The 23283-nt window shown below is 47.2% G+C and carries 16 protein-coding genes; 13 read left to right on the plus strand and 3 right to left on the minus strand.

From position 1 onward, the window contains the following. Window positions 1–166 precede the first annotated feature (166 nt). Window positions 167–6196 (plus strand): MBG domain-containing protein, encoded by a 6030-nt coding sequence (locus tag DXA87_RS04340; RefSeq protein WP_117503395.1) that lies wholly within the window; start codon window positions 167–169, stop codon window positions 6194–6196. Between the two features lie 518 nt (window positions 6197–6714). On the opposite strand, the gene DXA87_RS04345 is transcribed toward DXA87_RS04340, so the two are convergent. Further along, window positions 6715–8049: an ATP-binding protein gene (locus tag DXA87_RS04345; protein ID WP_158553018.1), complete on the minus strand. Its 1335-nt coding sequence runs from the start codon at window positions 8047–8049 to the stop codon at window positions 6715–6717. A gap of 295 nt (window positions 8050–8344) precedes the next feature. Between DXA87_RS04345 and DXA87_RS04350 the strand changes: the two genes are divergently transcribed. The 6 genes from DXA87_RS04350 to DXA87_RS04370 all read left to right on the plus strand — a co-directional run bounded on the left by DXA87_RS04350 (window position 8345) and on the right by DXA87_RS04370 (window position 12603). After that, window positions 8345–9460: an iron-containing alcohol dehydrogenase family protein gene (locus DXA87_RS04350; RefSeq protein ID WP_117503397.1), complete on the plus strand. Its 1116-nt coding sequence runs from the start codon at window positions 8345–8347 to the stop codon at window positions 9458–9460. Next, window positions 9444–10622, plus strand: a complete 1179-nt coding sequence (locus tag DXA87_RS04355; RefSeq protein WP_117503398.1) for a hypothetical protein — start codon at window positions 9444–9446, stop codon at window positions 10620–10622. Before DXA87_RS04350 ends, DXA87_RS04355 begins: the two co-directional genes overlap by 17 nt. A 329-nt stretch (window positions 10623–10951) precedes the next feature. Further along, window positions 10952–11392 (plus strand): DUF4869 domain-containing protein, encoded by a 441-nt coding sequence (locus tag DXA87_RS04360; RefSeq protein WP_117503399.1) that lies wholly within the window; start codon window positions 10952–10954, stop codon window positions 11390–11392. A 9-nt stretch (window positions 11393–11401) separates the two neighbouring features. Then, window positions 11402–11923: a Fis family transcriptional regulator gene (locus DXA87_RS18695; protein ID WP_348982200.1), complete on the plus strand. Its 522-nt coding sequence runs from the start codon at window positions 11402–11404 to the stop codon at window positions 11921–11923. 92 nt (window positions 11924–12015) lie between these two features. Then, window positions 12016–12207: a hypothetical protein gene (locus tag DXA87_RS18700; protein ID WP_348982201.1), complete on the plus strand. Its 192-nt coding sequence runs from the start codon at window positions 12016–12018 to the stop codon at window positions 12205–12207. 132 nt (window positions 12208–12339) lie between these two features. Continuing rightward, window positions 12340–12603 carry a pyridoxal-phosphate dependent enzyme gene (locus DXA87_RS04370; protein WP_117503400.1) on the plus strand — a complete coding sequence of 88 codons (264 nt, stop codon included), beginning with the start codon at window positions 12340–12342 and terminating at the stop codon, window positions 12601–12603. Window positions 12604–12613: 10 nt separating this feature from the next. Here DXA87_RS04370 and DXA87_RS04375 read toward each other — a convergent pair whose 3' ends face one another. Then, a complete protein-coding gene (locus DXA87_RS04375; RefSeq protein ID WP_117503401.1) occupies window positions 12614–13936 on the minus strand; it encodes an acetyl-CoA hydrolase/transferase C-terminal domain-containing protein in 1323 nt (440 codons plus the stop codon). Window positions 13937–14156: 220 nt separating this feature from the next. On the opposite strand from DXA87_RS04375, the gene DXA87_RS04380 reads away from it, so the two are divergent. Beyond that, entirely contained in the window at window positions 14157–15893 is a 1737-nt protein-coding gene (locus DXA87_RS04380) for a phospho-sugar mutase (protein WP_117503402.1), read from the plus strand. Between the two features lie 368 nt (window positions 15894–16261). On the opposite strand, the gene DXA87_RS04385 is transcribed toward DXA87_RS04380, so the two are convergent. After that, the gene (locus tag DXA87_RS04385; protein WP_158553019.1) at window positions 16262–17251 is read right to left on the minus strand and encodes a LysR family transcriptional regulator; all 990 of its coding nucleotides are present in this window, start codon (window positions 17249–17251) and stop codon (window positions 16262–16264) included. A 283-nt stretch (window positions 17252–17534) separates the two neighbouring features. On the opposite strand from DXA87_RS04385, the gene DXA87_RS04390 reads away from it, so the two are divergent. From DXA87_RS04390 to DXA87_RS04410, 5 genes are all read left to right on the plus strand, one after another. Continuing rightward, window positions 17535–18248, plus strand: coding sequence for a DUF5058 family protein (locus tag DXA87_RS04390; protein WP_015552637.1), 714 nt, complete (start codon window positions 17535–17537; stop codon window positions 18246–18248). 13 nt (window positions 18249–18261) lie between these two features. Beyond that, window positions 18262–18936 (plus strand): hypothetical protein, encoded by a 675-nt coding sequence (locus DXA87_RS04395; protein ID WP_117470065.1) that lies wholly within the window; start codon window positions 18262–18264, stop codon window positions 18934–18936. Window positions 18937–19042: 106 nt separating this feature from the next. Then, the gene (locus tag DXA87_RS04400; protein WP_117503404.1) at window positions 19043–20479 is read left to right on the plus strand and encodes an amidohydrolase; all 1437 of its coding nucleotides are present in this window, start codon (window positions 19043–19045) and stop codon (window positions 20477–20479) included. A gap of 191 nt (window positions 20480–20670) precedes the next feature. Beyond that, window positions 20671–21663: a Wadjet anti-phage system protein JetD domain-containing protein gene (locus DXA87_RS04405; RefSeq protein WP_117503405.1), complete on the plus strand. Its 993-nt coding sequence runs from the start codon at window positions 20671–20673 to the stop codon at window positions 21661–21663. A gap of 6 nt (window positions 21664–21669) precedes the next feature. After that, window positions 21670–23280, plus strand: coding sequence for a hypothetical protein (locus tag DXA87_RS04410; RefSeq protein WP_147326517.1), 1611 nt, complete (start codon window positions 21670–21672; stop codon window positions 23278–23280). Window positions 23281–23283 lie beyond the last annotated feature (3 nt).

Here is a 23283-nt window from a genome sequence, read left to right on the forward strand (position 1 = left end):
AATTATTCCTGATTTTGACATCTTATGCGGAATTTTGACATCTTGTGCAGAAAGAATTGCGGGTGGAACAGAAAAAACGTATAATAAAATCAACTATGAACCGTGGAACGGTCTGAAAATTTACAAGTATAATCCAAAAGAACCTGTCATAAAGGGGGAAATGAATATGAGAAAGAGAAAATGGTATGAACGTATGTCTGCAGCAGCCCTGATTGCGGTCCTTCTGGTCAATCATGGCGATATGGGGATTATGGCGAAAGCGGAGACGATCCCGGCGCTGGAAGAAAATCTGGAAGAAGAGAATAAAAAAATCGAGGCCGAGACAGCCAGCGAGTCCAATGCGGACGAGAAACGGGATACAACTGTGGATTCAAACGAGACGACCGAGTCTGACCTTGAGAAGGAGACCGCGACAGCATCGAATGGGAAAGAGACCCCGGAGATAAAGAGAAAAATGGCTAAGAGTGCGATGAATGCGGAGACAGTTACGGAAGAGACGTATTCGATCAGCCAGACAGATGGGAAGTTTAAGGTTGTTGGCGGAAGCTTGACAGAAGATGGAGAAAACTTAAATAGTCTGACAGATGCGTTCAACAAGATTTTGAGTTTCGGTACAGATACGAACATAAATATTAATTTTGATAATGTCAATATTAGTAGAGAAGCGCCGACACTTACGGAAAGCTGCGAATTGACTTTGAAAGGCACATATACGAGTGCAGCTGAAGCATTTATTATTGGCTCAAATGACACATTTATTATACACAATGAGGCTGATATAACAACAAGTTCGTACGTTATTCGTAGGTCTTCTGCTAAGAATTCTAAGAATTCTACAGTTATTTTTGAACAAAATGGCGGTACTGTTAAGTCTGTAGATGGCTTTTATATGTATGAAAATGATGTGATTTCTTTAAATGGAGGAACAATTAATGGAAATGCCAGAGGAAACGGTGGAACAGGCAGTATTAAAATAAAAGACGGTACATGGAATGGACAACTGGCACAAATAAAAGATATAGATATATGTGGGGGACAACTCAATAATATAAAAGATGATACGAGTACGATTACTGCAATTAGCGAAAGCGAAGAGGTTTCTATCAGTGGTGGAAAAATTTATGCCGAGAACACTAATTCATCGGGAAGAGCTTTTGCAATTTCAATGTTAGATAAGACAAAATTATCATTATCAGGTAATATTGATATATCTGCTGCAGGTAAAAATACGTATGGATCGATATATTATGGTTACAGTGCTCAATCCTGTGCTACTATTGTTGCAGTGAATTTAAAAACGATAAATGGCTCATTCAAATTTGTGGTAAGTGACCTTGCAATGCAGGCCAGTTCATCATTGAAAAACTGGATCAAAGGTTCATCTGAGAACATGGATACGTTAGTCAATGGGATTCATTTAAGCATTGTCAATCATAATTCTTCTGTAGGAAGTGCGGGCCAGTATCAGAGTTACAAAGCGAGAGCGGTGGGCATCTATATCCGCATTATGAATCAAAATGCTGAATCCAGTTTGATTCCGGCAGGAAATATTAAAAGTGCGGAAATCCAGTTACCTTCCGATCCGGAAAAGTATCAGGTTACGATTACGTATGACAAAACTGAGGATGGGACTGAGAAAGTAGAGACGGTCAAGTACACTAAAGCCCAAGTTACAGTATCCGGAATTATAGATGAAATTCTGCTGAGAAACACTGGAACGGATGGAGTAGAAATCAGTGTGGGAACAACAAAAAATCCAATTGCTGGAGATATTACAGTAGATTCAGGCAACGCTGACGATAAACCAGTTTTGCTTAAGGGAAAGATCACTGGAAAAGTAAATGTTGTTGGAACGGGAACTTTGGAATCTGAAATTAACTGCAGCGGTTTCAATGGAGAGACAAAAAGTACGATCCATATTACAGGTGGGGAGATTATTGGAACTGTGAATGCAGATAATGCGAATGAGTCTGTTATCACATTGAACTCTGCAGATCTGATTGTAGATGGTAATGCGCATATTGTAGATCAGTCCGCTTATTCTTCGCAAAACCGATATGCAATCAGCGCAACTGGTGGCGTAAAAGTAACAGTTAACGGTGGAACGATAGAGTCAAAAAAGAATACGGCGGTTTATCTGTATAGATCTGGAAGCAGCGGATTGCAGGAAGACCATGCTAAGTTCGAGATGACAGGGGGAACGATCAAAGGCGGAGAGTATGGTTTAAAGCACACACATCTCAATGAAGTTACCTTGTCAGGCGGAAAAATTTCCGGTGGTGAGAATCGGCCGGATGTTTATATGGCTTGGGAGAGAAATAGTGTCAGCGGGACTGCAAAATTTACGGTTAAAGGAAATTTCCCGTTCTCATCTATGCAAATCGAAAGTGCTTCAAAATTAAATGAGATCGATTTTACAAAGGCAAAGGCAACAGGCGAAGAAAACCTTAAAATCAATCTCCCGTTGGACGGAAATGACACAGGGGCGAACATGAAGCTTTTCAAAGCCTCGACCTCAAATTATCGGGATCTCCTTGAACATATTACACTGTCTGGCGGAAAGACTCCGATCTTTGCAGTATATAATGAGCATAAGATTTCTGATAATCCGGAAACAACTGAGATTTATGCATTCAGCGCACCGAATCTTTATACAGTTCATGTGAAGTATTATACTGGAAAAGATGAAAAGGATCCATTTTACGATGAATATCTTCTGAATCTTGACGATAGCCATCGAAGCTATTTGAGCAATCTCGGGTTGCCAGATGGTGCGGCTTTTTCAGTATGGAGGTACAAAGAAGATTCAAACAGAAATGGCACTGCGACAGATACAACAGCAACAGTGAATCAACTTGTCGAAGATAGGTTAAATCCACAAGGTCAAATACCGGAAATTGAACTTTACGCAGGATATCAGGTTAAGTTTGACGCAGCAATATCATCTGATGATATCAAAGAGAATTTTGCGACTATAAAGGGAACTTCAGATGGAACAAAAGTATACTATACAAATTCTAATTATCAAGGATACACTGGAGAAGCGCTCAGAGCAGAAGCAAAGAAAGAGGATAGTAAGGCGAGCTTTGCAACAGTAGATGTAGAAAATGGTAAATTTTCTATTGAATTGAATAATCTCTCTGTTGATACGTCATATACATATTATCTTGTAGCAGAGAATGATAATAATGATGTGTCGGAAATGCAGACAGTCAAATTTAAGACTCTCAAACGCACGCTGACAACGGATGATTTCCAGATAGTTGGATCCACTGAATTTACCTATACACATAATGGTGATATACATGAGATAGAAGTGCGACCTGTAGAGGGAAAAGAAGGATCGTTTGGCATCGGTGCTGTTCAGTATAAGGAAAAAGTTGGTGCAGAGGATGCTGATAATTTCATCGGTGCTCCGGCGGCAGCAGGAACCTATGGAATCTATGTAAGCACCAATAGTGAAAATGGAGTTGAACGTGTTACAAATTTACGAATTGGAGAGATAACGATCAAGAAAGCCACGTTCAATCCTGACTGGTTTCAGACTGTAACAAGCATCAACTATGGCAACGATAAAGAGGACTATCTTAAACCGGGAATAAAGGATGCTTATTCCGTTGGCGGACATACGGTGACAGGTTATGGAGAGATCCGGTTTGAACTGTATCGTGACGCAGAGTTGACCCAGAAGGTTTCGAGAAATGCAGAAGGACATTATGAGGTCAATGCAGATCCGGATCAAGAATATGCAACTTATTATATGGGAATTACCAGCAGCGGTGGAAAGAATGTGGAAGCGCAGGAAAATCCTGTACGCATAGGGACAGATTTAAAGATCTATCGCGCTTCAAACACAATCTCCACAGTAACATGCCCGGATATCCGCTACGGAGAAACACCGAAGCCGGAGCTCACGGCAGCGGACACCACAGGAGAAATTAAATACATCTACAGTAGTAACGAAAACGGTGAATATAAGGAATGGAATGCAGAGAATAAACCTGGACTCTGGTATGTAAAGGCAGTCGTAAGCCAGAGCCAAAATTACAAGGAAGCGGAAAGCACCCCGGTCGCATTTACAGTCTCCAAAGCGCGGCTCGTTCCTTCTGTAAACACTCTTCAGTCAAAGACTTATGATGGAGGTACAAACGCTGAGGGAACGCTTACGCTCAGTTCTGCTGACGGAAAACCGATCCTGCCGGAAGAAGCGGGAAAATTAAAGGCCAATGGAACTTTCCAATGGACCTCCAGTGATTCCGGGACAGATACTGTGAATGTGACAGAGATCAAATTGGATCCGGAATTTGCGGATTGCTATGAACTTACAACGAGTAAGCTTTCCAATGTCTCCTGCAGCGGTGCAAAGATCGAAAATGCCAAAATTCGGAACATTTCTGTACGGCAGGTGAGGGAATTGACCTACAATGGAAAGGAACAGCTGCCGGAAGTCACGGCAACAGGAAGTACAGTCGGTGGCACGGCTATCACCTTCCACTACGGTCTCACAGCAGAACAGGCCGCAGACGAAACGAAGGCATTAAAAAATGCTCCTCCTTTCAAAGATGCTGGAACCTATACGGTATACTACACTGTGTCTGCTGCAAATCATGATTCCGTATCTGAAAGCTTTGAAATCGAGATTAAAAATGCCTCGATCACAGGCGTCGACGCAGCCGGTTATACAGGAATCTACGACGGACAGTCTCACGGAATCAAGATCACCCTTACCGGAAACGCTGAAAACGGTAAGATCCTTTACGGTGAATCCGAAGATAACTGCACACTCGCAGAAAGCCCTGTATACAAGAACACAGGCAGCTATACCGTTTACTACACGGTAACAAAGAAAAACTTCGACACCTTAAGCGGTTCCGCAACCGTTGCGATCACCCCGGCTCCGCTTACTGTGACGGCAGAGTCCAAAAATGTGACCTATAAGGACGAACCGCCAGTATACAGCAGCACGTTCGAAGGTTTCGTAAACGGAGAAAACACAGAAATCCTCGGCGGAACACTTTCCTACGAGTGCGCGTATGCGGTCGGCAGCGATGTGGATGAGTACGAGATCATCCCGTCTGGTCTCACAGCGGAAAATGGAAATTATGAGATTACATATCTGCCGGGCAGACTGACTGTAGTTCAGGCAAAACCGAAATTTGAGCTTCGAAATCCGGCTGAGTTAAACCGTGTCTATGACGCGAAGAACACCGCGCCGGAGACATGGACGGACAGTGATGGAAACGTGACCGTGACGATCAAAAACGGCAGTGAGATCTTAACGGAAGCTCCGGCGGGCACCGGAACCTATACGGTGGAAGTACATGCGGATGCCGGAAAGAACTACGAAGCGGGAAACCGGATCTTTTCCTTTGAGATCAAAAAAGCACCGCTCAGCGTAAAAGCTGTGGATCAGAATGTCACAGTTGGAGATACGATTCCGGAGTACACAGTCCTCTACGAAGGATTTGCGGGAACAGATACCGCGGATGTGCTAAACGGCAGCCTGCAGTTTACCTGTGAATACACGCCAGACAGCGCGGCGGGCGATTACGCGATACAGCCGTCCGGCCTGACATCTGAGAATTATGAGATCCACTTTGAGAATGGAACACTTCATGCAGTCCGCAGGGCAAGCAGTGGATCCGATGATTCCGACAATTCCGGCGGTTCCGGCAGCACAAAGAACCCGGTGGCAACGAACTTTGGAAAGAATGTTTCTAACAACAGCTCTTCCGAAAAGGATGCACAGGGAACCTGGAAACGCGATAATAAGGGCTGGTGGTTCGAATTCAAGGACGGCACCTATCCGGCAGGAGAAAAGATCAGTGATCAGAACGGTGAAAAGCTGGGCTGGATCCAGAAAGACGGAAAATGGTGGGCTTTCGGTTCTGACGGCTATCTGAAGACCGGCTGGGTGTTCGATGGCGCAAGCGGAAAATGGTATCTGCTTAATGAGAAGAACGGAATGCAGATTGGCTGGCACTACGATGAGTCAGGACGCTTCTGGTATTACCTTGATCCGGTGAGTGGAGCTATGCTCACAGGCTGGCAGCTCATCAATGGAAAATGGTACTACTTTTCAAAGACATCCGGAGCTGTGCCGCTTGGCTCCATGTACAAAGAAATCAGGACACCGGATGGATATTATGTCGACAAAGACGGTGCATGGGATGGACTTGAGGCAAAAGAAAATTAAGACATGAAGTAACTGTTCAGTAGGTCTGCGCATTTACTGCGCTGACCGTAAGAAAACTTAGAATAGAAGGCAAAAATCCTATCGGCACAGCCGATTAGGAATGGATTTTTGCGCGTAACTGTGAGGGCACTGAACAGTTACAACATGAAGTAAAAAAGATCCGCAGGATCCTAAAAGTGGGAACCTGCGGATCTTTCTTTTTCTGCAATCGAAATTCGTGTGAAATGAAGCCATAATACGCTTCACTTCCGGCATTTATGCGATATTTAAGTGAAAAAAAATCTCCCCATGCATTGCTGCATGAAGAGACGATGGTTTTCACCGCGTTACCACTCCGATTCGTCCATAGAAGACGCTGCTTTACAGGATACCGGCCGGATATCCTTTCCCTGTAACGGGAGAACCCGTTTCCGCCTACCGTTCAATTTCAGCGGAACCGCAATGTAAGATAGTCAAGAAAAAGTTTGAAAAATTACAGTGAACGATCGAAATTGCCCGGAAACATTTTGCTATTTCTATCATGACTCCGCAGACGGAATTAAGATCACCGATGCGTAGAACATCCCGTTCTTCCATTCAAACCGCGCATCTCCATGGTGCCGTTCAGCGATGAGACGGATAGACTGGGTACCTATGCCGGGGCCACTGTGCTTTGTGGAGAGAAAACGCTTTCCTTCAAGAGCTGGCGGCTTCCGGCAAGGATTGTCCACTGTGATGGCTATGAGGGAGGTGCCGGTCTGACGGATGTGGACCTTGATCGCGCCGCTTTCTTTGTTTTCCCGACATGCGTCCACCGCGTTTTCCAATAAATTTCCCAAAAGAACGCAGAATTCCGGTTCTGGGACCGGTATTTCCTTTTCCATCTGTGCCTGGATCTCCAGAGTAGTTCCGGCGTTTTCTGCAATCTGAGCGTAGTAGCCAAGGATCGCGTTGACGGCCTGATTTTCACAGTAAGCAGGCAGCCATTCCGGCATCATATGTTTCCGGAAGGACGCGAGATAGTCTGAGATCGCGTCAAGATCTTTGTTCGCCGCGTATCCCGAGAGCACCGTGAGATGCTGACGGAGGTCATGGCGGGCGATCCGTGTCTCATCGATGGAGCGCTGGAGATTGCGGTACTGGGCGCTCTGGAGCTGCAGGAGCTCATTTTCCCTCAAAAGTCTCGTATTCTGATTCATCTCCGATGCCATCAGGTAGAACATAAAATAGAAGAGCAGGAGGAATGTCAGGAGCGCCAGAATTAAAATCGGGTAAAACTTCATGACCCGGTTCGTGTAGAGCGTCTCATAGTAGCGCGGACGAATCAGGCGGTTCAGCAGAAAGAATGCCGCCGGGAATACCCAGAATATATACCAGGTCTTCGCCATTTCGATATCGTCCACCAGCCATTTCGCGGCATGGGTTGCCGGATACCATACGATGGCCACGATGAGAACGGAGAGCAGCAGGTGGATCCCCGCGCCCGGAAGCGTGAACAGACCGGAGGTGTTCGCCCGGTCAATGAGGGCATCTGCGACGAGTGTCAGGTTTGTGATACAGGAGAAGACCGCGCAGACGGCGGTCAGGATACTGAACGGCTTCCAGAGGGCGAGATCACAGACCCGATGGAAGAATACCGCAAACAGGATAAAGGACGGCAGGACCCAGAAGTCTCTCGCAATCCCGAAACCTGCGCAGACGAGGCCTCCGGCGAAAGCCCAGAGGATCGAGAGCGGGATACCGGTGAGAAAAAGATTCAGCGGTTTTATGCGGAGCCGGTCCTGAACCGGAAGAAAGCAGAGAACCGCACAGGGCACCATGGAAAAAAATTCCAGAAAATTCCGCATGACAAGGGACCAGAATGGGCTGTTCATACTCAACAATCTCCTCTCGTTTCTATATGATCCATTATAACAAAGTTTTACTATCCTGAAAGTACAACTCATGCAGGATTTTGACATCTTGTGCAGGGATGAGAAGTTTTAGGATACACAGAAAAAAAGGTATTCTTTTTTTACGATCTATGCTATACTAACCCCATCAACTTGAAACTTTACAGTGATATAGTGATGTAGCGGGCGGATCATGATCGCCCGGAGATATTTATGGTGTCGAAAAGTGAAAAGTTGATCACATCGAGGGAATTTTTTGTTAAGAAGGAGAAGATACATGAAGCTTGAGAATTATGAGGTACATCTTCCGAGCTATTCCATCGGAAATACCATTTACGATAAGATCGGTCCGGTCTGCGAATCCTACGGAAAGACAGTCCTGGTGATCGGCGGAAAGCTGGCTCTGGAGGCGGCTTATGATAAGATCAAGGCGGCTGTGGATAAGACGAACCTCACGATCATCGGAAAAGAACTGTTCGGGGAGGACTGTACCTACAAGACTGTGGAGGCGCTCCGGGCGCTGCCGGTCTATCACGAGGCAGACATGGTCTTTGGTGTCGGCGGCGGAAAAGCGCTGGATACCGTAAAGTGCCTCTGCATCACGGACGATAAGCCGGTATTCACATTCCCGACCATCGCCTCCAACTGCGCCGCGACGACCTCCGTCTCCATCATGTACAACGATGACGGGACATTCTTAAAACCGCACTTCTTTATCCGCCCGGCGATGCACGCCTTCATTGATACGGAGATCATCGCAAAAGCTCCGGCGAGATACATGTGGGCTGGAATTGGCGATACTTACGCAAAATATTATGAGGCGAAGATCTCATCCAGGGACGAGCGTCTGGAGCACTTCACAGCGGTAGGCGTCGCGGTCAGTGAGATGTGTCTGCAGCCGCTTCTTGAGTATGGTGTAAAGGCGTATGCGGATCATCAGAAAGGTCTCTGCACCTACGATGTGGAGCAGGTGGTCCTCGCCATCGTTGTCACCACGGGAATTGCGTCCATCTTTTTAACGAAGGACTGCACCCCGGATTACAACAGCGGACTTGCCCATGCGGTCTTCTACGCGCTGACATCTTATCCGGTGATCGAGAAACGCCATCTTCACGGGGAGGTTGTTGGCTTTGGTGTTCTCCTTGCACTGCTTGTGGACGGACAGGAAGAGGAGTTTGAGAAGATCTATAAGCTGAACCGTGAAATCGGACTTCCGGTATCCCTAAAGGAGATCGAGATCACAGAGGACGAGTGGGAGGAGAGCATGAACCGGATCCCGGAGATGTCCGATGTTGCCCATTATCCGTACAGGGTGACAAAAGAAATGCTGAGAGATGCCATGGATCGCTTAAAGGAACGGGCAGGAAAGGACGCCTATGACACAGAAAAATAAAGCCGGTTCCATGATCTTAGGGGTTGCGTTTGTGTGGTTTACGACCCATTTCGGCGGTGGTTTTGCCTCCGGCGCGCAGATCTACAGTTACTATGTGCGTTATGGGATCTGGTGCCTGATCATGCCGGCGGCCGCAATGCTCTATAATACAGTGTTTTTTGCATACTGCCTGCGGTTTGCGAGAAAACATGAGGTGTACGATTACCGGTCCTACAATAACGCGTTTTACGGAAAGTTTGCACCGGTCTTTTCCAACCTGTTTGAGATCCTGTATCTCTGTGTGATGTGCGTGGCCCCGGCGGTTGCCTTTGCGACGGGCGGTGCGACGCTGTCTGCGCTCACGGGACTTCCGTATTTACTCTGCACGTTTGTGATCGGTGTGTTTATTTTTATCGTGGCGATCTTCGGAACAGATCTTGTCCGGAAAGTGGCATCGGTGCTTTCCGTCTGCATCATCGCGGGACTTCTGATCGTGTATATTCCGAACATCGCGGCAGGCTTCGGCGCGATCAAAGAGACCGCAGCCGCAATGCAGGCGGAGCCGGTTCCTTTCGGGAAAGCGCTGTATTCTGCATTCCTCTACGGAACATTCCAGTTAGCGAATGTGGCTGTTTTCGTGCAGCACGCGAAGTCCTTCGAGAAACCGGATGACGCGGTGAAAAGCATGGGGATCGGATTCGTGGTGAATACGCTGATGATGACTATGGTAGTTCTGGGAATCATGACGGTTTGCCAAAACCCGGAGATGAAAAACCAGAGCGTTCCGACTTTATTTATGGTTCAGAATGGTGTCGGAAAGGCATTTATGACACCGCTGATCTCGGTCCTTATTATTCTCGGGGCAGTCTCCACAGCGGTCAATATGGTGGCTGCGATGGTGAGGAGGATCTGCAGCGGAATCGAAGCCGGATGTGCTGACAGAAAGAAAACTGTTTTGGCCGGAGAATCCGTGAAAAACGCAGGCGAAATTCCTAAGAGAAAGATCTCCCGTCACGAGATCATTGCAGCCCTGATCTGCTGCATTGTAGATTTCGCCATCGCCCAGTTCGGTCTCCTGACCCTGATCCAGCGTGCGTACAGCGTCCTCGCGTACCTCGCGATCCCTGTGATCCTGATCCCATATCTGGTGCATATGGCGGTTACGAGATTTGATACGAAATAAATAGAAATTGTATGGATAAAAAGCATCTGTGGTGCATCCGGTATGTCTCTGTCTGGAAGGCAGGGGGGATATTGGAGGCGCTGTGGGTGCTTTTTGTTATGGAGTTGGGGTAAGTGATCAGCAATCAGTGAAATAGTGGCGTCAGAGGATCCTGCCTGTTTGGAATGTGAAGAATAGAAAGAAATTTGTTCTTAAAAATATGTGTATGATATGAAGCAGGTATGATATACTTTATAGTATGATATTCTGCAGTTAGCCATTATATATGAACAAGATAACAGTAGGCAAGAAAATAGAAATCATATAGAAATATTTGGAGTGAAAAAGGAATGCTGAAAATCTTTCTCGGAAACATGGGTGGAGTTATTTATCATCCGCCTACATATTTTGACAATCAGTATGAAGATGAGTGGATCACAGATCCATTGACAAAAGAGATGGTTAAGGATGTGGATCAGTCGGAGGTTATCAGCTCCAGACTAATCGACAGCCCTGTTCTTGGACCGGTTTCAGTAAAGGAATTGTCAGGTGGTGTGAAAACCCTGATCCTGCTTGCATTTGATAAAAATCAGAAGATATTTAATATATCCGTATGTGGAAACAACTGTGCGAAGTGGATTCTGGAAATTGGGAAAAAGAAAGATCTCACGGTCAATCTTCGTCATGTCATGAATTTTGGAGACGGAAAATTCGAGATCGAAATACTGAACACGGGTGAAATTGTTTATGACATGGAAAAGTTTTCGGAAATCGCCGGGAAATATGTGTAGGAGAGAGGTATGAAAGGAAAATATAAAGTAATTGTACAGAATAACCGGCTTCACTATGAACTGGAGATCAGACGAAATATCACGATTATTCAGGGCAATAGCGCGACAGGGAAAACTACGCTGGTCAATATGTTAAGGCAGGCAGAAAATCTGGGGAATTCCAGTGGAATCGATGTTCAGTGCGATGTGCCATGCAGAATTCTGGAGGGAACATCCTGGAAACTGATTCTTGAGAATTCACAGAAAACGATCTTCTTTATTGATGAAGAAAATGCGTTTATGAACACAGAGGAGTTTGCATCAGCTGTATGCAAGTCCGATAATTATGTTGTTCTGATTACAAGAGAAAATCTTTATAATCTCCCTTACAGTGTCGAAGAGATATATGGCTTGCATTCATCGGGAAAATACCAGAATACAAGAAAAGTGTATCAGCAAATGTATCAGATTTATTCCAATATGGAAAATGTTCCGGTGAAACCGGAAATATTGATTACGGAAGATTCAAATTCCGGTTATATGAAATTGTGAGGAAAAAGAAGAGGATTCATCTGTATTTGCCGGAATCCTTTGAGTGGCTGGTATTGAGTTCAGGATTGATTGAGGGGAAAGACATTGAAAACATGCTGGAAGAACCAGAGAAATATATAGACAGCAAAGAGTATTTTAGCTGGGAAAGGTACTTTACAAAAGTCCTTGTAGATCGGACGCAGGACAGTTATCTGCAGTATAGGAAAGCAAAGCTTAACGCGGCATATCTGCATGAGAGAAATAAGAGGACGATTTTGAAAAGTATTCGCGGAATTGAATTTTAAGTGTCAAGTATATGTGATAAGCAGAAAATATGATTCTAAATAACGAAAGGAGACGACTGATTGCCGTCTCCTTAATTGTTTTATAAATAAATACCAGCCCATGGTCTGAGCGGGAGGTTCAGAGTTACCCATATGATTAACTTGTTGTCCCAGATAACAGCAAATTATTTTCTTGCGAAGCCAAGAGCTATCGGCATATATGTAAAAATGGAGGTCCGGGAGCATATCTTTGTGCCGCTGGGCAACGGAACCCTGTTCTTAGGAGTTGTGTTTGGACTGGAACATCTCCTCGCCAGCGGCGTGATCGAAAAGATGCCGAAGGTCATTGCGATCCAGAGTGAGCACTGCGCACCGTTTGCGGAGGCGGTAAAACAGGGATTAAAGTCGGATCATTAGAAACTATTTCTCAGTGGAACGCCTCTTTCGCATACTGCTCCAGCTCATCCCTGAAATCCGGGTGCGCAATCGCGATCATGGACTCAGCGCGCTCTCTTAAGGTTTTTCCGGAGAGGTTCGCGATGCCGTACTCGGTCGCAACACTCTGGATCATGGTACGCGGTGCGGAGACAGTGGAGCCGCCCGGAATGAACGGGACGATGTTGGACTTTAAGGTTCCGTCCTTTGTTTTTCTCGCAGAGTTGATGCAGATGTATCCCTTTCCTCCAACGGAACGGTAAGCGCCCTCAAGGAAATCCATTTGTCCACCGATGCCGGAGAGCTGGCGGGTTCCCGCGGACTCAGCATTCTCCTGACCCATCAGGTCAAGCTGCACGCCGCCATTGATGCTGATGACATTCTTCATGGTTCCGATGCGCTGCGGATCATGGACATAATCGAGATCAGCCGGGTGGAAAAGTTTCGGATTCTCCGCGATCCAGTCATAGAACTCCTGGGAGCCCATCGCGAGATTCCAGGTTGAGAGACCGGTGTCAAATTCTTTCTTCGCATTTGTGAGCTTTCCGGCTTTCCAGAGGTTTAAGTAGGCGTCACTGATGGTTCCGGTATGACAGCCAAGGTCTTTTAGGTCAGACTCCGCCAACATGTTTGCAACGGTGAACGGAACGCCGCCGACACCGAGAGAAAGGACAGCGCCGTCCGGAATCTCGTTTACGACGAGCTTTGCGATCTGGATATCTGTCTCAGACGGAGCTTTGTAAGTTCTTACCGGAAGCGGCTCATGAGCGCCCTCTACGATATAATCCGCCTCGGAGAGATGGACACGGTGGGAACCGTCCACACCCTGAAGCTTCGGATAATGTTCATTGATCTCAAAGATCACAGTTCCTGCACTCTCAAACATGGTTCTCCATGCGAAGTTTGAGATGCCGAGACCGCAGTAGCCGTTCTCATCCGGTGCGGATACCGGGACGAAGGCAACATCTGTCCGGATATAGCGCTGGCGGTAGAGCGTCGGGAGAAGGCGGAGTACCACAGGCATGAATTTTACGAGACCGCGGGTCTGGAGTTTTCGTTCGTAGTCACCGATATGCCAGCTGTAGTAGGAGAAGCTTTCCTGTTCCGGGTCAGCCTCAACGACCTCGATGCGCGGGCGGATCACGAGACCGCCGCGGATCTTAACATCCCTCAAATGCCCTTTTCTTGCAGCAAGTGCTTTATCAAGAAGTTCCGGGAATCCGCCGCCGAATCCATAATCGACCCAGTCGCCATCTTTTACGGCTGCCGCAACGGCAGCTTCCGCAGTTACGATCTTACTCTTGTAATTTTCCATATAAATCCTCACTCATTATAATATTTTTTTACGAAATATGAATTGCACCACACAGGTTCATTATAAAAGGTTTTTGGGGTTAAAACAAGAAGATTATCAGGAAACGGGATATGGAAATAACTTTATTTTTCATTAGAAATGTAATATAATGAACCTATCTTACAGGCGGCTGGAATTATATTTTCCGCCCCGGAAAATAATGCATGAGGGGAGTCAAAACATGAAGGATTACATGAAGATCTACCAGGAATGGCTTGCCAATCCGTACTTTGACAATAAGACGAAAGAAGAGCTTCGGGCAATTGCGAACGATGAAAACGAAATCAAGGAACGTTTCTATATGGATCTGGAGTTTGGCACTGCGGGACTCCGCGGGATCATCGGTGCCGGAATCAACCGTATGAATATCTATACAGTCCGCCGCGCGACCCAGGGACTTGCGAACTATATTATCAAACAGGGCGGAGCCGACAAAGGTGTTGCGATCGCTTTCGATTCCCGCCATATGTCCCCGGAATTTGCCATGGAGGCGGCAATGACACTTGCCGCAAACGGCATTAAGGCGTATAAATTTGAATCCCTGCGCCCGACACCGGAGCTGTCCTTCGCAGTCCGCGAGTTAGGCTGCATCGCCGGCATCAACATCACCGCGAGCCATAACCCGCCGGAATACAACGGATATAAGGTATACTGGGAGGACGGCGCACAGTTCACACCGCCGCATGATAAAGGGGTAACGGCTGAAGTTCTTGCGATCGAGGATCTCTCCACCGTGAAAACGACGACCGAGAAAGAGGCGTTAAAGAGCGGAAAATTCCAGGTGATCGGAAAAGAGATCGATGACAAATATATCGCCCAGGTAAAAGCCCAGGTAGTCAACCAGGAAGCGATCAACCGCATGCAGAAAGACATCACGATCGTCTACACACCGCTTCACGGAACCGGAAATATCCCGGCCCGCCGCGTGATGAAAGAGATCGGCTTCGAGAATGTCTATGTTGTGCCGGAGCAGGAACTTCCGAACGGAGATTTCCCGACCGTCAGCTACCCGAATCCGGAAGCTGCCGAGGCATTTGAACTCGGATTGAAGCTTGCAAAAGAGAAGAACGCGGACCTTGTTCTTGCAACGGACCCGGATGCAGACCGTCTCGGTGTTTATGTAAAAGATACAAAGTCCGGTGAATATATCCCGCTTACCGGAAATATGTCCGGCTCCTTGTTATGTGACTATGTGTTAAGCCAGAAACAGGCAGCAGGAAAGATCCCGGCCGACGGAGAAGTCGTAAAATCTATCGTTACCACAAATCTGGTTGATGCCGTCGCGAAACATTACGGCTGCAAGCTTGTCGAGGTTCTGACCGGCTTCAAGTATATCGGTCAGCAGATCTTAAAAGAAGAGACAACCGGCAAGGGAACCTACATGTTCGGTATGGAGGAGAGCTATGGCTGCCTGATCGGTACATATGCCCGTGATAAGGACGCGATCTCCGCAACAGCTGCTCTCTGTGAGGCTGCTGCTTACTATAAGGAAAAAGGAATGACCTTATGGGATGCTATGGTTGCCATGTACGAGAAGTACGGTTACTATAAGGATACCGTAAAATCCATCGGCTTAAAGGGCATTGAGGGACTCGCAAAGATCCAGGAAATTATGGAGAACTTCCGCAAGAATCCGCCGAAGACACTTGGCGGCTACGAGGTGACTTCTGCCCGTGACTATAAGAAGAACACGATCACAGATATCGCGACCGGAGAAGTAAAGGAGACAGGCCTTCCGGAGTCCAACGTTCTCTATTACGATATGAATGACGGCGCATGGCTCTGCATCCGTCCGTCCGGAACCGAGCCGAAGATCAAATTCTACTATGGCGTTAAGGGAACCTCCCTTGATGACGCTGAGGCAAAGTCCAAAGCTGTCGGTGATGAGCTGATGGGCATGGTGGATAAGATGATGTAAGATTCCCGGATGTGGGGATAAAGGCAGCAGATATCAGAACGCTGTGAAAGATATGAAATGAATCCTTGTCTGGACTGGCTGTGTGAAAACAGCCGTCCGGGCGGACATAGAAAAGCTCCCGGAGAGACTGCGGATCAAAAGCAGTTTCTCTGAGAGCTTTTTAGCGTCCGGGTATTTTTTTAGAAACTCGCCTAAAGGGTGATCCGTTACTGTTCACGCCTTGCGCAAACAGTAACTGATTTTGCCGATGCTTCGCATTCCAAATCGGCAAAATCCACTACCACCACTGTACTGTACGGAATTTTCAGTTCAGAAAATTCCTACCTGTGTGCAGGAACGGCGATCCTGCAGATTTCAACGAAACAATTCTACAAGCTTTTGTTCTTCGAACATTCTTCCTCATACCCTGAATCCGGACCGTAAAACTGTTCCAGAAACGTGATATACGCCCTGGCTGCCTTCGGCAGCTGGATACCTTTCTGGAAGATATAGGCGCTGATAAAATCGCCATACCGGTCGGCTTCCGGCCGCATCCAGTCCGGGAGCGGGAATGAGACGATATTATAGTTTTCCACCTGCTCCCGCATCGGGATCATTCCGATTCCGAGATAGTCGGAGCGCTGGATCACGTTGTGGAGCAGGGCGCGGCTGTTGACATAGATGACCTGGGAGATCCTGTTCCAGTTGATGAGCTGCAGCGTCTCGTCATTGTAAACGCTCTCAGCGGCCCGGGTCTTTGTGCTCTCGCTTGGATAGAGGACGAAGTTGTACTGGTACAGCTTTTCCGGTGTCAGGATATCCAGTTCCTTTAGAATCGGATGTCCGACCCGGCAGAAAAACTGTGTCGGGGACTGGAACAGCGGGCGCGCTTCCAGATGGCGGAAGGTGAGAAGCTCCTGGATCTTGTCTGCTTTATGGGCCGGATACATGATAAATCCGATGTCGGCGCGGTTCGTGTAGACATCCTCGATGACTTCATTTCCGGTCATTTCCCGGTAGAAAAAACGGAACGGCGTGTCCGCAAGAGAGTTCACCATGCGGATAAAGGCATCGCTGGCGTGGGAACAGCTGCTGGAGGAGACCCGCAGGCGGTAAGCTTCCGAATGTTCCTTAAAGGTGGTCTTAAAATGTTTCGCGTGCTCGATGAGATCCCGGCTCATGTCGAGAAAGAGCCGTCCGGATTCCGTCGGGATAATTCCGTTTTTTCCGCGGGTAAAGATTGTGAGCCCGTATTCTTTTTCCGTCTCCCTGAGGACCTTGCTGAGATAAGGCTGGGTCACGAAGAGGCGTTTTGCGGCGGCGGAGATGGAACCGCAGTTTGAGATCTCGATGAGGTATTCCAGATTCTGAAAATTCATAGGGATGGTCTCCTTTCTGAAATTAAAGCCGGGTGTTTTGCTGCTGCAGTCATGGACCGTGAGCAGAAACATATAACGTGTCAGCCATACGACAATCCAGATAAACACTGATTTATAATATTTCGGTTATAACGTGATGAAAACGGGGAATTTGCAAAACTCCATAGAAATAGTATAATCAAGTGTATACCAATAAACCGGATATGTCAAACCAAACAGATATAGAAACTGGCGAGTGATCTGTAACTATTGCATTCCGGGCTATACATAAGGAGGAATCACTATGAGTACGCATCTGCAGTTAGCAAACAGTACGACGATGGCAATTCTCTGTGGAATCACCATCCTGATCGTTCTTCTCCAGCCGGTGATCTTTATGATCGTGGCATTCAAACGCGGAAAAGAACTGAACATGACAGACCAGGAAATGAAGGAAGCCGCACGAAGCAGCGCGATCTTCTCTATTATCCCGTCACTCCCGATCATCGTGAGTTACCTGCTCCTGGTTCCGTCCCTGGGCCGTTATTTCCCGTGGCTCCGCTTAAGCGTTGTAGGTTCCGCGGCATATGAGACAATGGTCGCGAACATGGCGGCAGAAGCGCTGGGCCTGGAATCCATCACCGTCCCGGACATCCCGGCTGATACTTTTGTGTTTATTTTGTTTGTTGTAACAATTGGAATTCTTGGCGGAAATATTTTCAACGTTTTCTTCTTAAAGGCGTACGATAAGAAAGTCGAGTCCATCAAGAACAGCAACGCGAAGCTCGTTCCGATCATCACGACAGCAATGTTCCTCGGTCTCTATGGAACCATGGCAGCTCCGCATTTCACAAATATCGCGAATATCCCGGCGGTTGCAGCCATCCTGGTTGCCGGTATCACATCGATCTTCGTAAACAAGTTTGCGGCGAACCACAAGAAGCTGAAAGAGTTCGCGTTCCCGCTCAGCATGATCGTTGGAATGCTCGGTGCATGTGTAGCGAATCTGCTTATTTAGGAGGAAAAACGATATGAAAGATAACAGCTTTTATAATAAGATCCACAGACTTGGAAGAATCACCGTCGTCTGTGCCCTGATCAGCTTCATGGCGGTTCCTTTCGGACTTGCTGCAGTAAATGGAATTTCCATGAATATTCCGGAAATTCTGAAAAATGCGATCCCGCTTCTCCTGACATTCAGCATCAGCGGTATCTGTGAGAACCTGTCCTTCATGCCGATCATCGGAAGCGGCGCGCTCTATATGTCCTGCGTTACCGGTAATGTCAGCAATATGAAAGTTCCGGCGGCGGTCAACGCTATGGAGGTTGCAGGATACACAGCCGGAAGTGACCGCGCCGATGTCGTTGCGATCATCGCTGTTGCGGCATCCACATTCGTGACAACAGCCATTGTATTCCTGGGAATGCTGTTCTTAGCCCCGCTCTTTGAGCCGATCTACAACAACGCGTTCTTACAGCCGGCATTCCAGAACATGGTTCCGGCACTTATGGGTGCCCTGTTGTTCCCGTTCATCTTAAAGGCCCCGAAGCAGGCCATCGTTCCGATCGCACTTCCGATCATCGCGATCTTAGTGATCGGCCGCAAGGTGTTCTCTTCAAACCAGAGTTATATTATGGTCGGTGTGATCATTTTGTCGGTGATCTACTCTCTGGCACTTTATAAAAAGGGAAAAATCAGCGAGTAAAGGGAAAATAAGCGTCCTGGTCGGCGGAAAATATGAAAACGTGCGGCACAGGCGTAATTTCCTGATAAATTTAGGAAAGGAAGATCCGGAAATTCGGACAAATAATATGGATAAAAAAGAATTTGTCTTAAAAGCAGTTGCAGATAAAAAAGCTCTGATCGTTGATGTCAGCGACAAAATTTTCGACTACGCAGAGGTCGGATTCCATGAATTCAAGACCGCGAAGCTCTACGAGGAAGTCCTGAAAAAAGAGGGATTCCAGGTGGAGATGGGAGTCGGCGGCATGCCGACGGCGTTCAAGGCTGTATACGGAAGCGGAAAGCCGGTGATCGGTTTCCTCGCCGAGTATGACGCCCTGCCGGAGCTGTCCCAGGAAGGCGGCTGTACGATGCGAAAGAAAGCCGCAGGGGACAACCCGGATGGACATGGATGCGGACATAACCTCCTCGGTGCGGGTGCCATGGCGGCGGCGCTTGCTGTAAAAGCTTATATCGAGGAACACCCGGAAGCGGGAACTGTGATCCTTTTTGGATGCCCGAGTGAGGAAAAGGGAGACGGAAAGGCGATCATGGCACGAGAAGGTGTATTTGACGGTGTGGATGCTGCTTTTACATGGCATCCGGGCGATAAGAATGCGATCTGGTCCGAGTCTACACTGGCGAATGTCAGCGTGTTCTTCAATTTCAAGGGTGTGACCTCCCACGCGGCGGCAGCTCCGGAACTTGGACGTTCCGCACTGGACGCTGCGGAGCTCATGAGCGTCGGCGTCAACTACCTGCGGGAGCACATTATCTCCGACGCAAGAGTCCACTACGCGTACCGCGATGTGGGGGGAATCGCCCCGAACGTTGTCCAGGGACACAGCAGAGTCCACTATTTTATCCGTGCACCAAAGTCATGGCAGGTGAAGGAGATCTACAAGCGCGTCGTTGATGTGGCGGAAGGCGCCGCAAAGATGACGGGAACCGAGATGACATACGAGCTTTACGCCGGACTTTCCGACTATATCCCGAACCATGTCCTCTCAGAAGTTCTCCACGAGTCCATGGAGGAGATCGGCGCCCCGAAATACGACGAGGCGGACTTTGCCCTGGCATCAAAATTCTTCCATGAGACCGCGACACCGGATGAGATGGAGGCAAAGCGCGCGTCCTTAAGGAAGCTCTTCGGCGCGGACCACATGGAGGAGATCGAAGCCCACCCGCTCCACACATCCATCGCTCCGCTCGTCTGGAACGGAAAAGTTCAGGCCGGCTCCACCGACGTCGGTGACGCCAGTTATGTGATCCCGACCGCTATGTGTACAACTGCTACCGCAACTCTTGGCACCGCCTCCCACACCTGGCAGATGACCGCCCATGGAAATACGGAGATCGCACATAAGGCGATGCTGAATGTAGGCGAGGCGATGGCACTGGCTGCATTAAAGACCATGGAAAGCCCGGAGATCCTGAAAAAAGCTCATGACGAGTGGATGGCGGAGACAAACGGCATCTACGAGTGCCCGATCCCGAAGGAGGTTGGGCCGAGGCTGGAGGATTAAATTTCTGATTCCGGAACATAACATGAATGAAGATAAGAACCAGAGGGAGAATGAATCCTTCTGGTTCTTTTTGTGTAACAGGAAATATTCTTTCTGAATCAGAGAGAATCGCGAAATCACCTTGGCATTTCCGGCTCCTGATGCTAAGATACATATAAAGCGAGCGCGGAAAAAGGAGCGGAGTCAGGGAGATGAAGAAGCATAAGGTCTACTTACAGGAGCTGTCAGAGGAGTTTTCGGAGGCAGATTATTCAAAGTTTTATGAAGTTGTCATGCGGCGGATCGAGAACGGAGAGCTTGTTCCGATGAAAAGTGCAAAGAATAACGGGAGGAAGCCGGCACTGCCGCTATGCTTTTGGGAATACGAAAAAGAAGCGGATTATACGGAGCTTTATGAGGAACTGAAATATCGGTATCATCCCAGGATCAATACGTTCTATTACCGAGAACATCCGGAATGCTACGAGAGGGACAGGGAGAAGCTGCAGCTTTTGAGCGATTATCTAAAGGATCATTCGGAGCTTTTGTTGGTTCAGGAAACAATGAATGAGCGCAGTTTTGAGATTTTCCACAGGGAGAAGTATTTCCAGAGAGAGGGCGGTCTTGAGCTTTGTAAGAGAGTTGCGATCACTCCGGAAACGCTGGCTTTTTATGAAACATCAGAGCCGCTTTCTTATTATTCCTGTTCCAAGCAGACACCGCAGAATATTCTGATCATAGAAAATAAGGACACCTTTTTTGATATTCGGAGATATATGAATTCCGGAAATGACAGGATCATGGGAAGGGAGTTCGGTACAGTGATCTACGGAGCCGGAAAAGGAATCTGGAAGACCTTTGAGGATTATGTCAATGGTGCGGAACGATACTTCCTGGGAAAGAATGCATTGTTTTATTTCGGTGATCTTGATTTTGAGGGCATTCTGATCTTTGAACATTTGATCGGGCAGAAGCAGTACCGGGAGAGCGGAATCCATATTTTTAAAGAGGCGTATGAAAAGATGTTAGATAAGGCATGGCAGCTTGGGTTTTCCAGACTACCGGATATGAAGGAAAAGCAGAACGCCAACATCGGAACCAGCTTTTTGTCGGCATTTGATGCGGAGCGGAGGCATCAGATCCGGGAGCTGCTTGATATGGGAAAATACATTCCACAGGAAATTTTAAATGAACATGATTGGTGATAAATGATGATCGATAAAGATTTTTTGAAAAATTTTGATCAGAGAATGAAGTGCGTCGGCCGATATTCGGTGCTTTGCAGCAACAGCTTTGATAAAAAGCTCTGGAAAGAATATGGGATCGAGACACGGGATGAGCAGATGAATATGCTGTTTACATTGCTCCTTTTCATTATGGAGTATTCTCTGCGGGAAGAAAACTGCACGATGGACGAGATCGCATCATTTGTGGAGGACATCAGCTACGGATATTACGGGCGGAAATTAAACTTTGAGAAAAGTCAGGAATTTGCAAGGTTTATGGTGGAAGATATCCTTGGGAACAGCGGTTCTTCCATGTATTTTAAGGCCTTTGATTATGAAAAACGGACCTATCAGGACATCAATATCCGCTATATTGATAATAAGGTCGTGTATCTGGAGAATGGAGTCAGGAGAACCTCCTATTATCTGACGGACGAGGGATATAACATGCTGCTGGCAACAATGGAAATGGAAAATAATATGAAGCTTTCTGTTCACGAAATGCTTTTTAAAATGCATTTGGAAAAGGCAGATTATAACCGGGCTGTCGATGACATCAAAAATATTTTCGGTCAGCTGCGCAAACAGAGCCAGAAGATCGAGGAGGCAATGTTAGCCGTACGGAGAAACGCTTTATCCTATTCCGTGGAAGAGTATGGAAAATTAGTGGAGGACAATATCAGCACCGTGGTGGAGACCAGGGAAAAGTTCCGGCTCCACCGTGACTTTATTGAAGAAAAAATTGAAGAATTTGAAGAAAAGCAGATGAATGCGGAAGAGTTCACGGAAAAAGAAAAAGCGAATCTGGGAAATCTCAGGACGATCGGACGGTATCTGACGCAGACGCTGGACGAGCATCAGCGGATCCTGGGACAGCACTTTGACCTGAAGAAACTGTACGATGAGGAGCTGGAAAATTATTCCAATATGACATTGGTGCAGCGGTTTCCGTTCCGGAGCGATGTCTATGACAAGATTTTGAAGGATGTGTCACTTTTGAAAAACGCGGATAAAATATTTGCGCCCCTGTTTAGCAGCCGGATCAATAAGATCTTCAACCCGGAAAAAATGATGGAATATCAGAAAAAGCTAAAGAAATCAGATGTGGAAGATGAGTCCATGGAACTGGATTTTGATGAGGAAGAATACAACCGGGAAAAGGAGCAGCGCAGGCAGGAACGGATGAAAAAATATGAGGGCTGCGTCAATGTCATTCTGGAACAGCTGGTAATCCATAAGGAAACGACACTGGAAACATTAAATATCAGCTGTAAAGAGGAAGAACGGGAACGGCTGCTTCCAACTGCGGAAATATTCAGGGAAGTCATCATCGAGTTCCTGACAGCCGGAACGATCGATATCGGGACGATTCAGAAAGAACAGACAGACTATCTCATGGATGCCTCAGAGGGCTTTGTACTGAATGAGATGCTTCTGGCTATTCTGGAAGACCGGAGATACCGGAAAATCGGGAAGATCCATATATTCCCAATGGAAGACGGGAAACATGTACATTTTAAAAACGTGATGGACGAAGCCGGGAACCGGAGAAATTTCAAATGTTCCAACGTGGGCTTTTGTTATGAGGAGAGATAAGAG

This window comes from Desulfotomaculum sp. OF05-3 (assembly GCF_003435535.1).
GTDB lineage: Bacteria > Bacillota > Clostridia > Lachnospirales > Lachnospiraceae > Pilosibacter > Pilosibacter fragilis.

What these genes read in the sequence shown, in the direction of transcription:
- DXA87_RS04340 (WP_117503395.1), top strand. Translation starts at nt 167, where the DNA reads ATGAGAAAGAGAAAATGGTATGAACGTATGTCTGCAGCAGCCCTGATT.
- DXA87_RS04345 (WP_158553018.1), bottom strand. Translation starts at nt 8,049, where the DNA reads ATGAACAGCCCATTCTGGTCCCTTGTCATGCGGAATTTTCTGGAATTT.
- DXA87_RS04350 (WP_117503397.1), top strand. Translation starts at nt 8,345, where the DNA reads ATGAAGCTTGAGAATTATGAGGTACATCTTCCGAGCTATTCCATCGGA.
- DXA87_RS04355 (WP_117503398.1), top strand. Translation starts at nt 9,444, where the DNA reads ATGACACAGAAAAATAAAGCCGGTTCCATGATCTTAGGGGTTGCGTTT.
- DXA87_RS04360 (WP_117503399.1), top strand. Translation starts at nt 10,952, where the DNA reads ATGCTGAAAATCTTTCTCGGAAACATGGGTGGAGTTATTTATCATCCG.
- DXA87_RS18695 (WP_348982200.1), top strand. Translation starts at nt 11,402, where the DNA reads ATGAAAGGAAAATATAAAGTAATTGTACAGAATAACCGGCTTCACTAT.
- DXA87_RS18700 (WP_348982201.1), top strand. Translation starts at nt 12,016, where the DNA reads ATGCTGGAAGAACCAGAGAAATATATAGACAGCAAAGAGTATTTTAGC.
- DXA87_RS04370 (WP_117503400.1), top strand. Translation starts at nt 12,340, where the DNA reads ATGATTAACTTGTTGTCCCAGATAACAGCAAATTATTTTCTTGCGAAG.
- DXA87_RS04375 (WP_117503401.1), bottom strand. Translation starts at nt 13,936, where the DNA reads ATGGAAAATTACAAGAGTAAGATCGTAACTGCGGAAGCTGCCGTTGCG.
- DXA87_RS04380 (WP_117503402.1), top strand. Translation starts at nt 14,157, where the DNA reads ATGAAGGATTACATGAAGATCTACCAGGAATGGCTTGCCAATCCGTAC.
- DXA87_RS04385 (WP_158553019.1), bottom strand. Translation starts at nt 17,251, where the DNA reads ATGAATTTTCAGAATCTGGAATACCTCATCGAGATCTCAAACTGCGGT.
- DXA87_RS04390 (WP_015552637.1), top strand. Translation starts at nt 17,535, where the DNA reads ATGAGTACGCATCTGCAGTTAGCAAACAGTACGACGATGGCAATTCTC.
- DXA87_RS04395 (WP_117470065.1), top strand. Translation starts at nt 18,262, where the DNA reads ATGAAAGATAACAGCTTTTATAATAAGATCCACAGACTTGGAAGAATC.
- DXA87_RS04400 (WP_117503404.1), top strand. Translation starts at nt 19,043, where the DNA reads ATGGATAAAAAAGAATTTGTCTTAAAAGCAGTTGCAGATAAAAAAGCT.
- DXA87_RS04405 (WP_117503405.1), top strand. Translation starts at nt 20,671, where the DNA reads ATGAAGAAGCATAAGGTCTACTTACAGGAGCTGTCAGAGGAGTTTTCG.
- DXA87_RS04410 (WP_147326517.1), top strand. Translation starts at nt 21,670, where the DNA reads ATGATCGATAAAGATTTTTTGAAAAATTTTGATCAGAGAATGAAGTGC.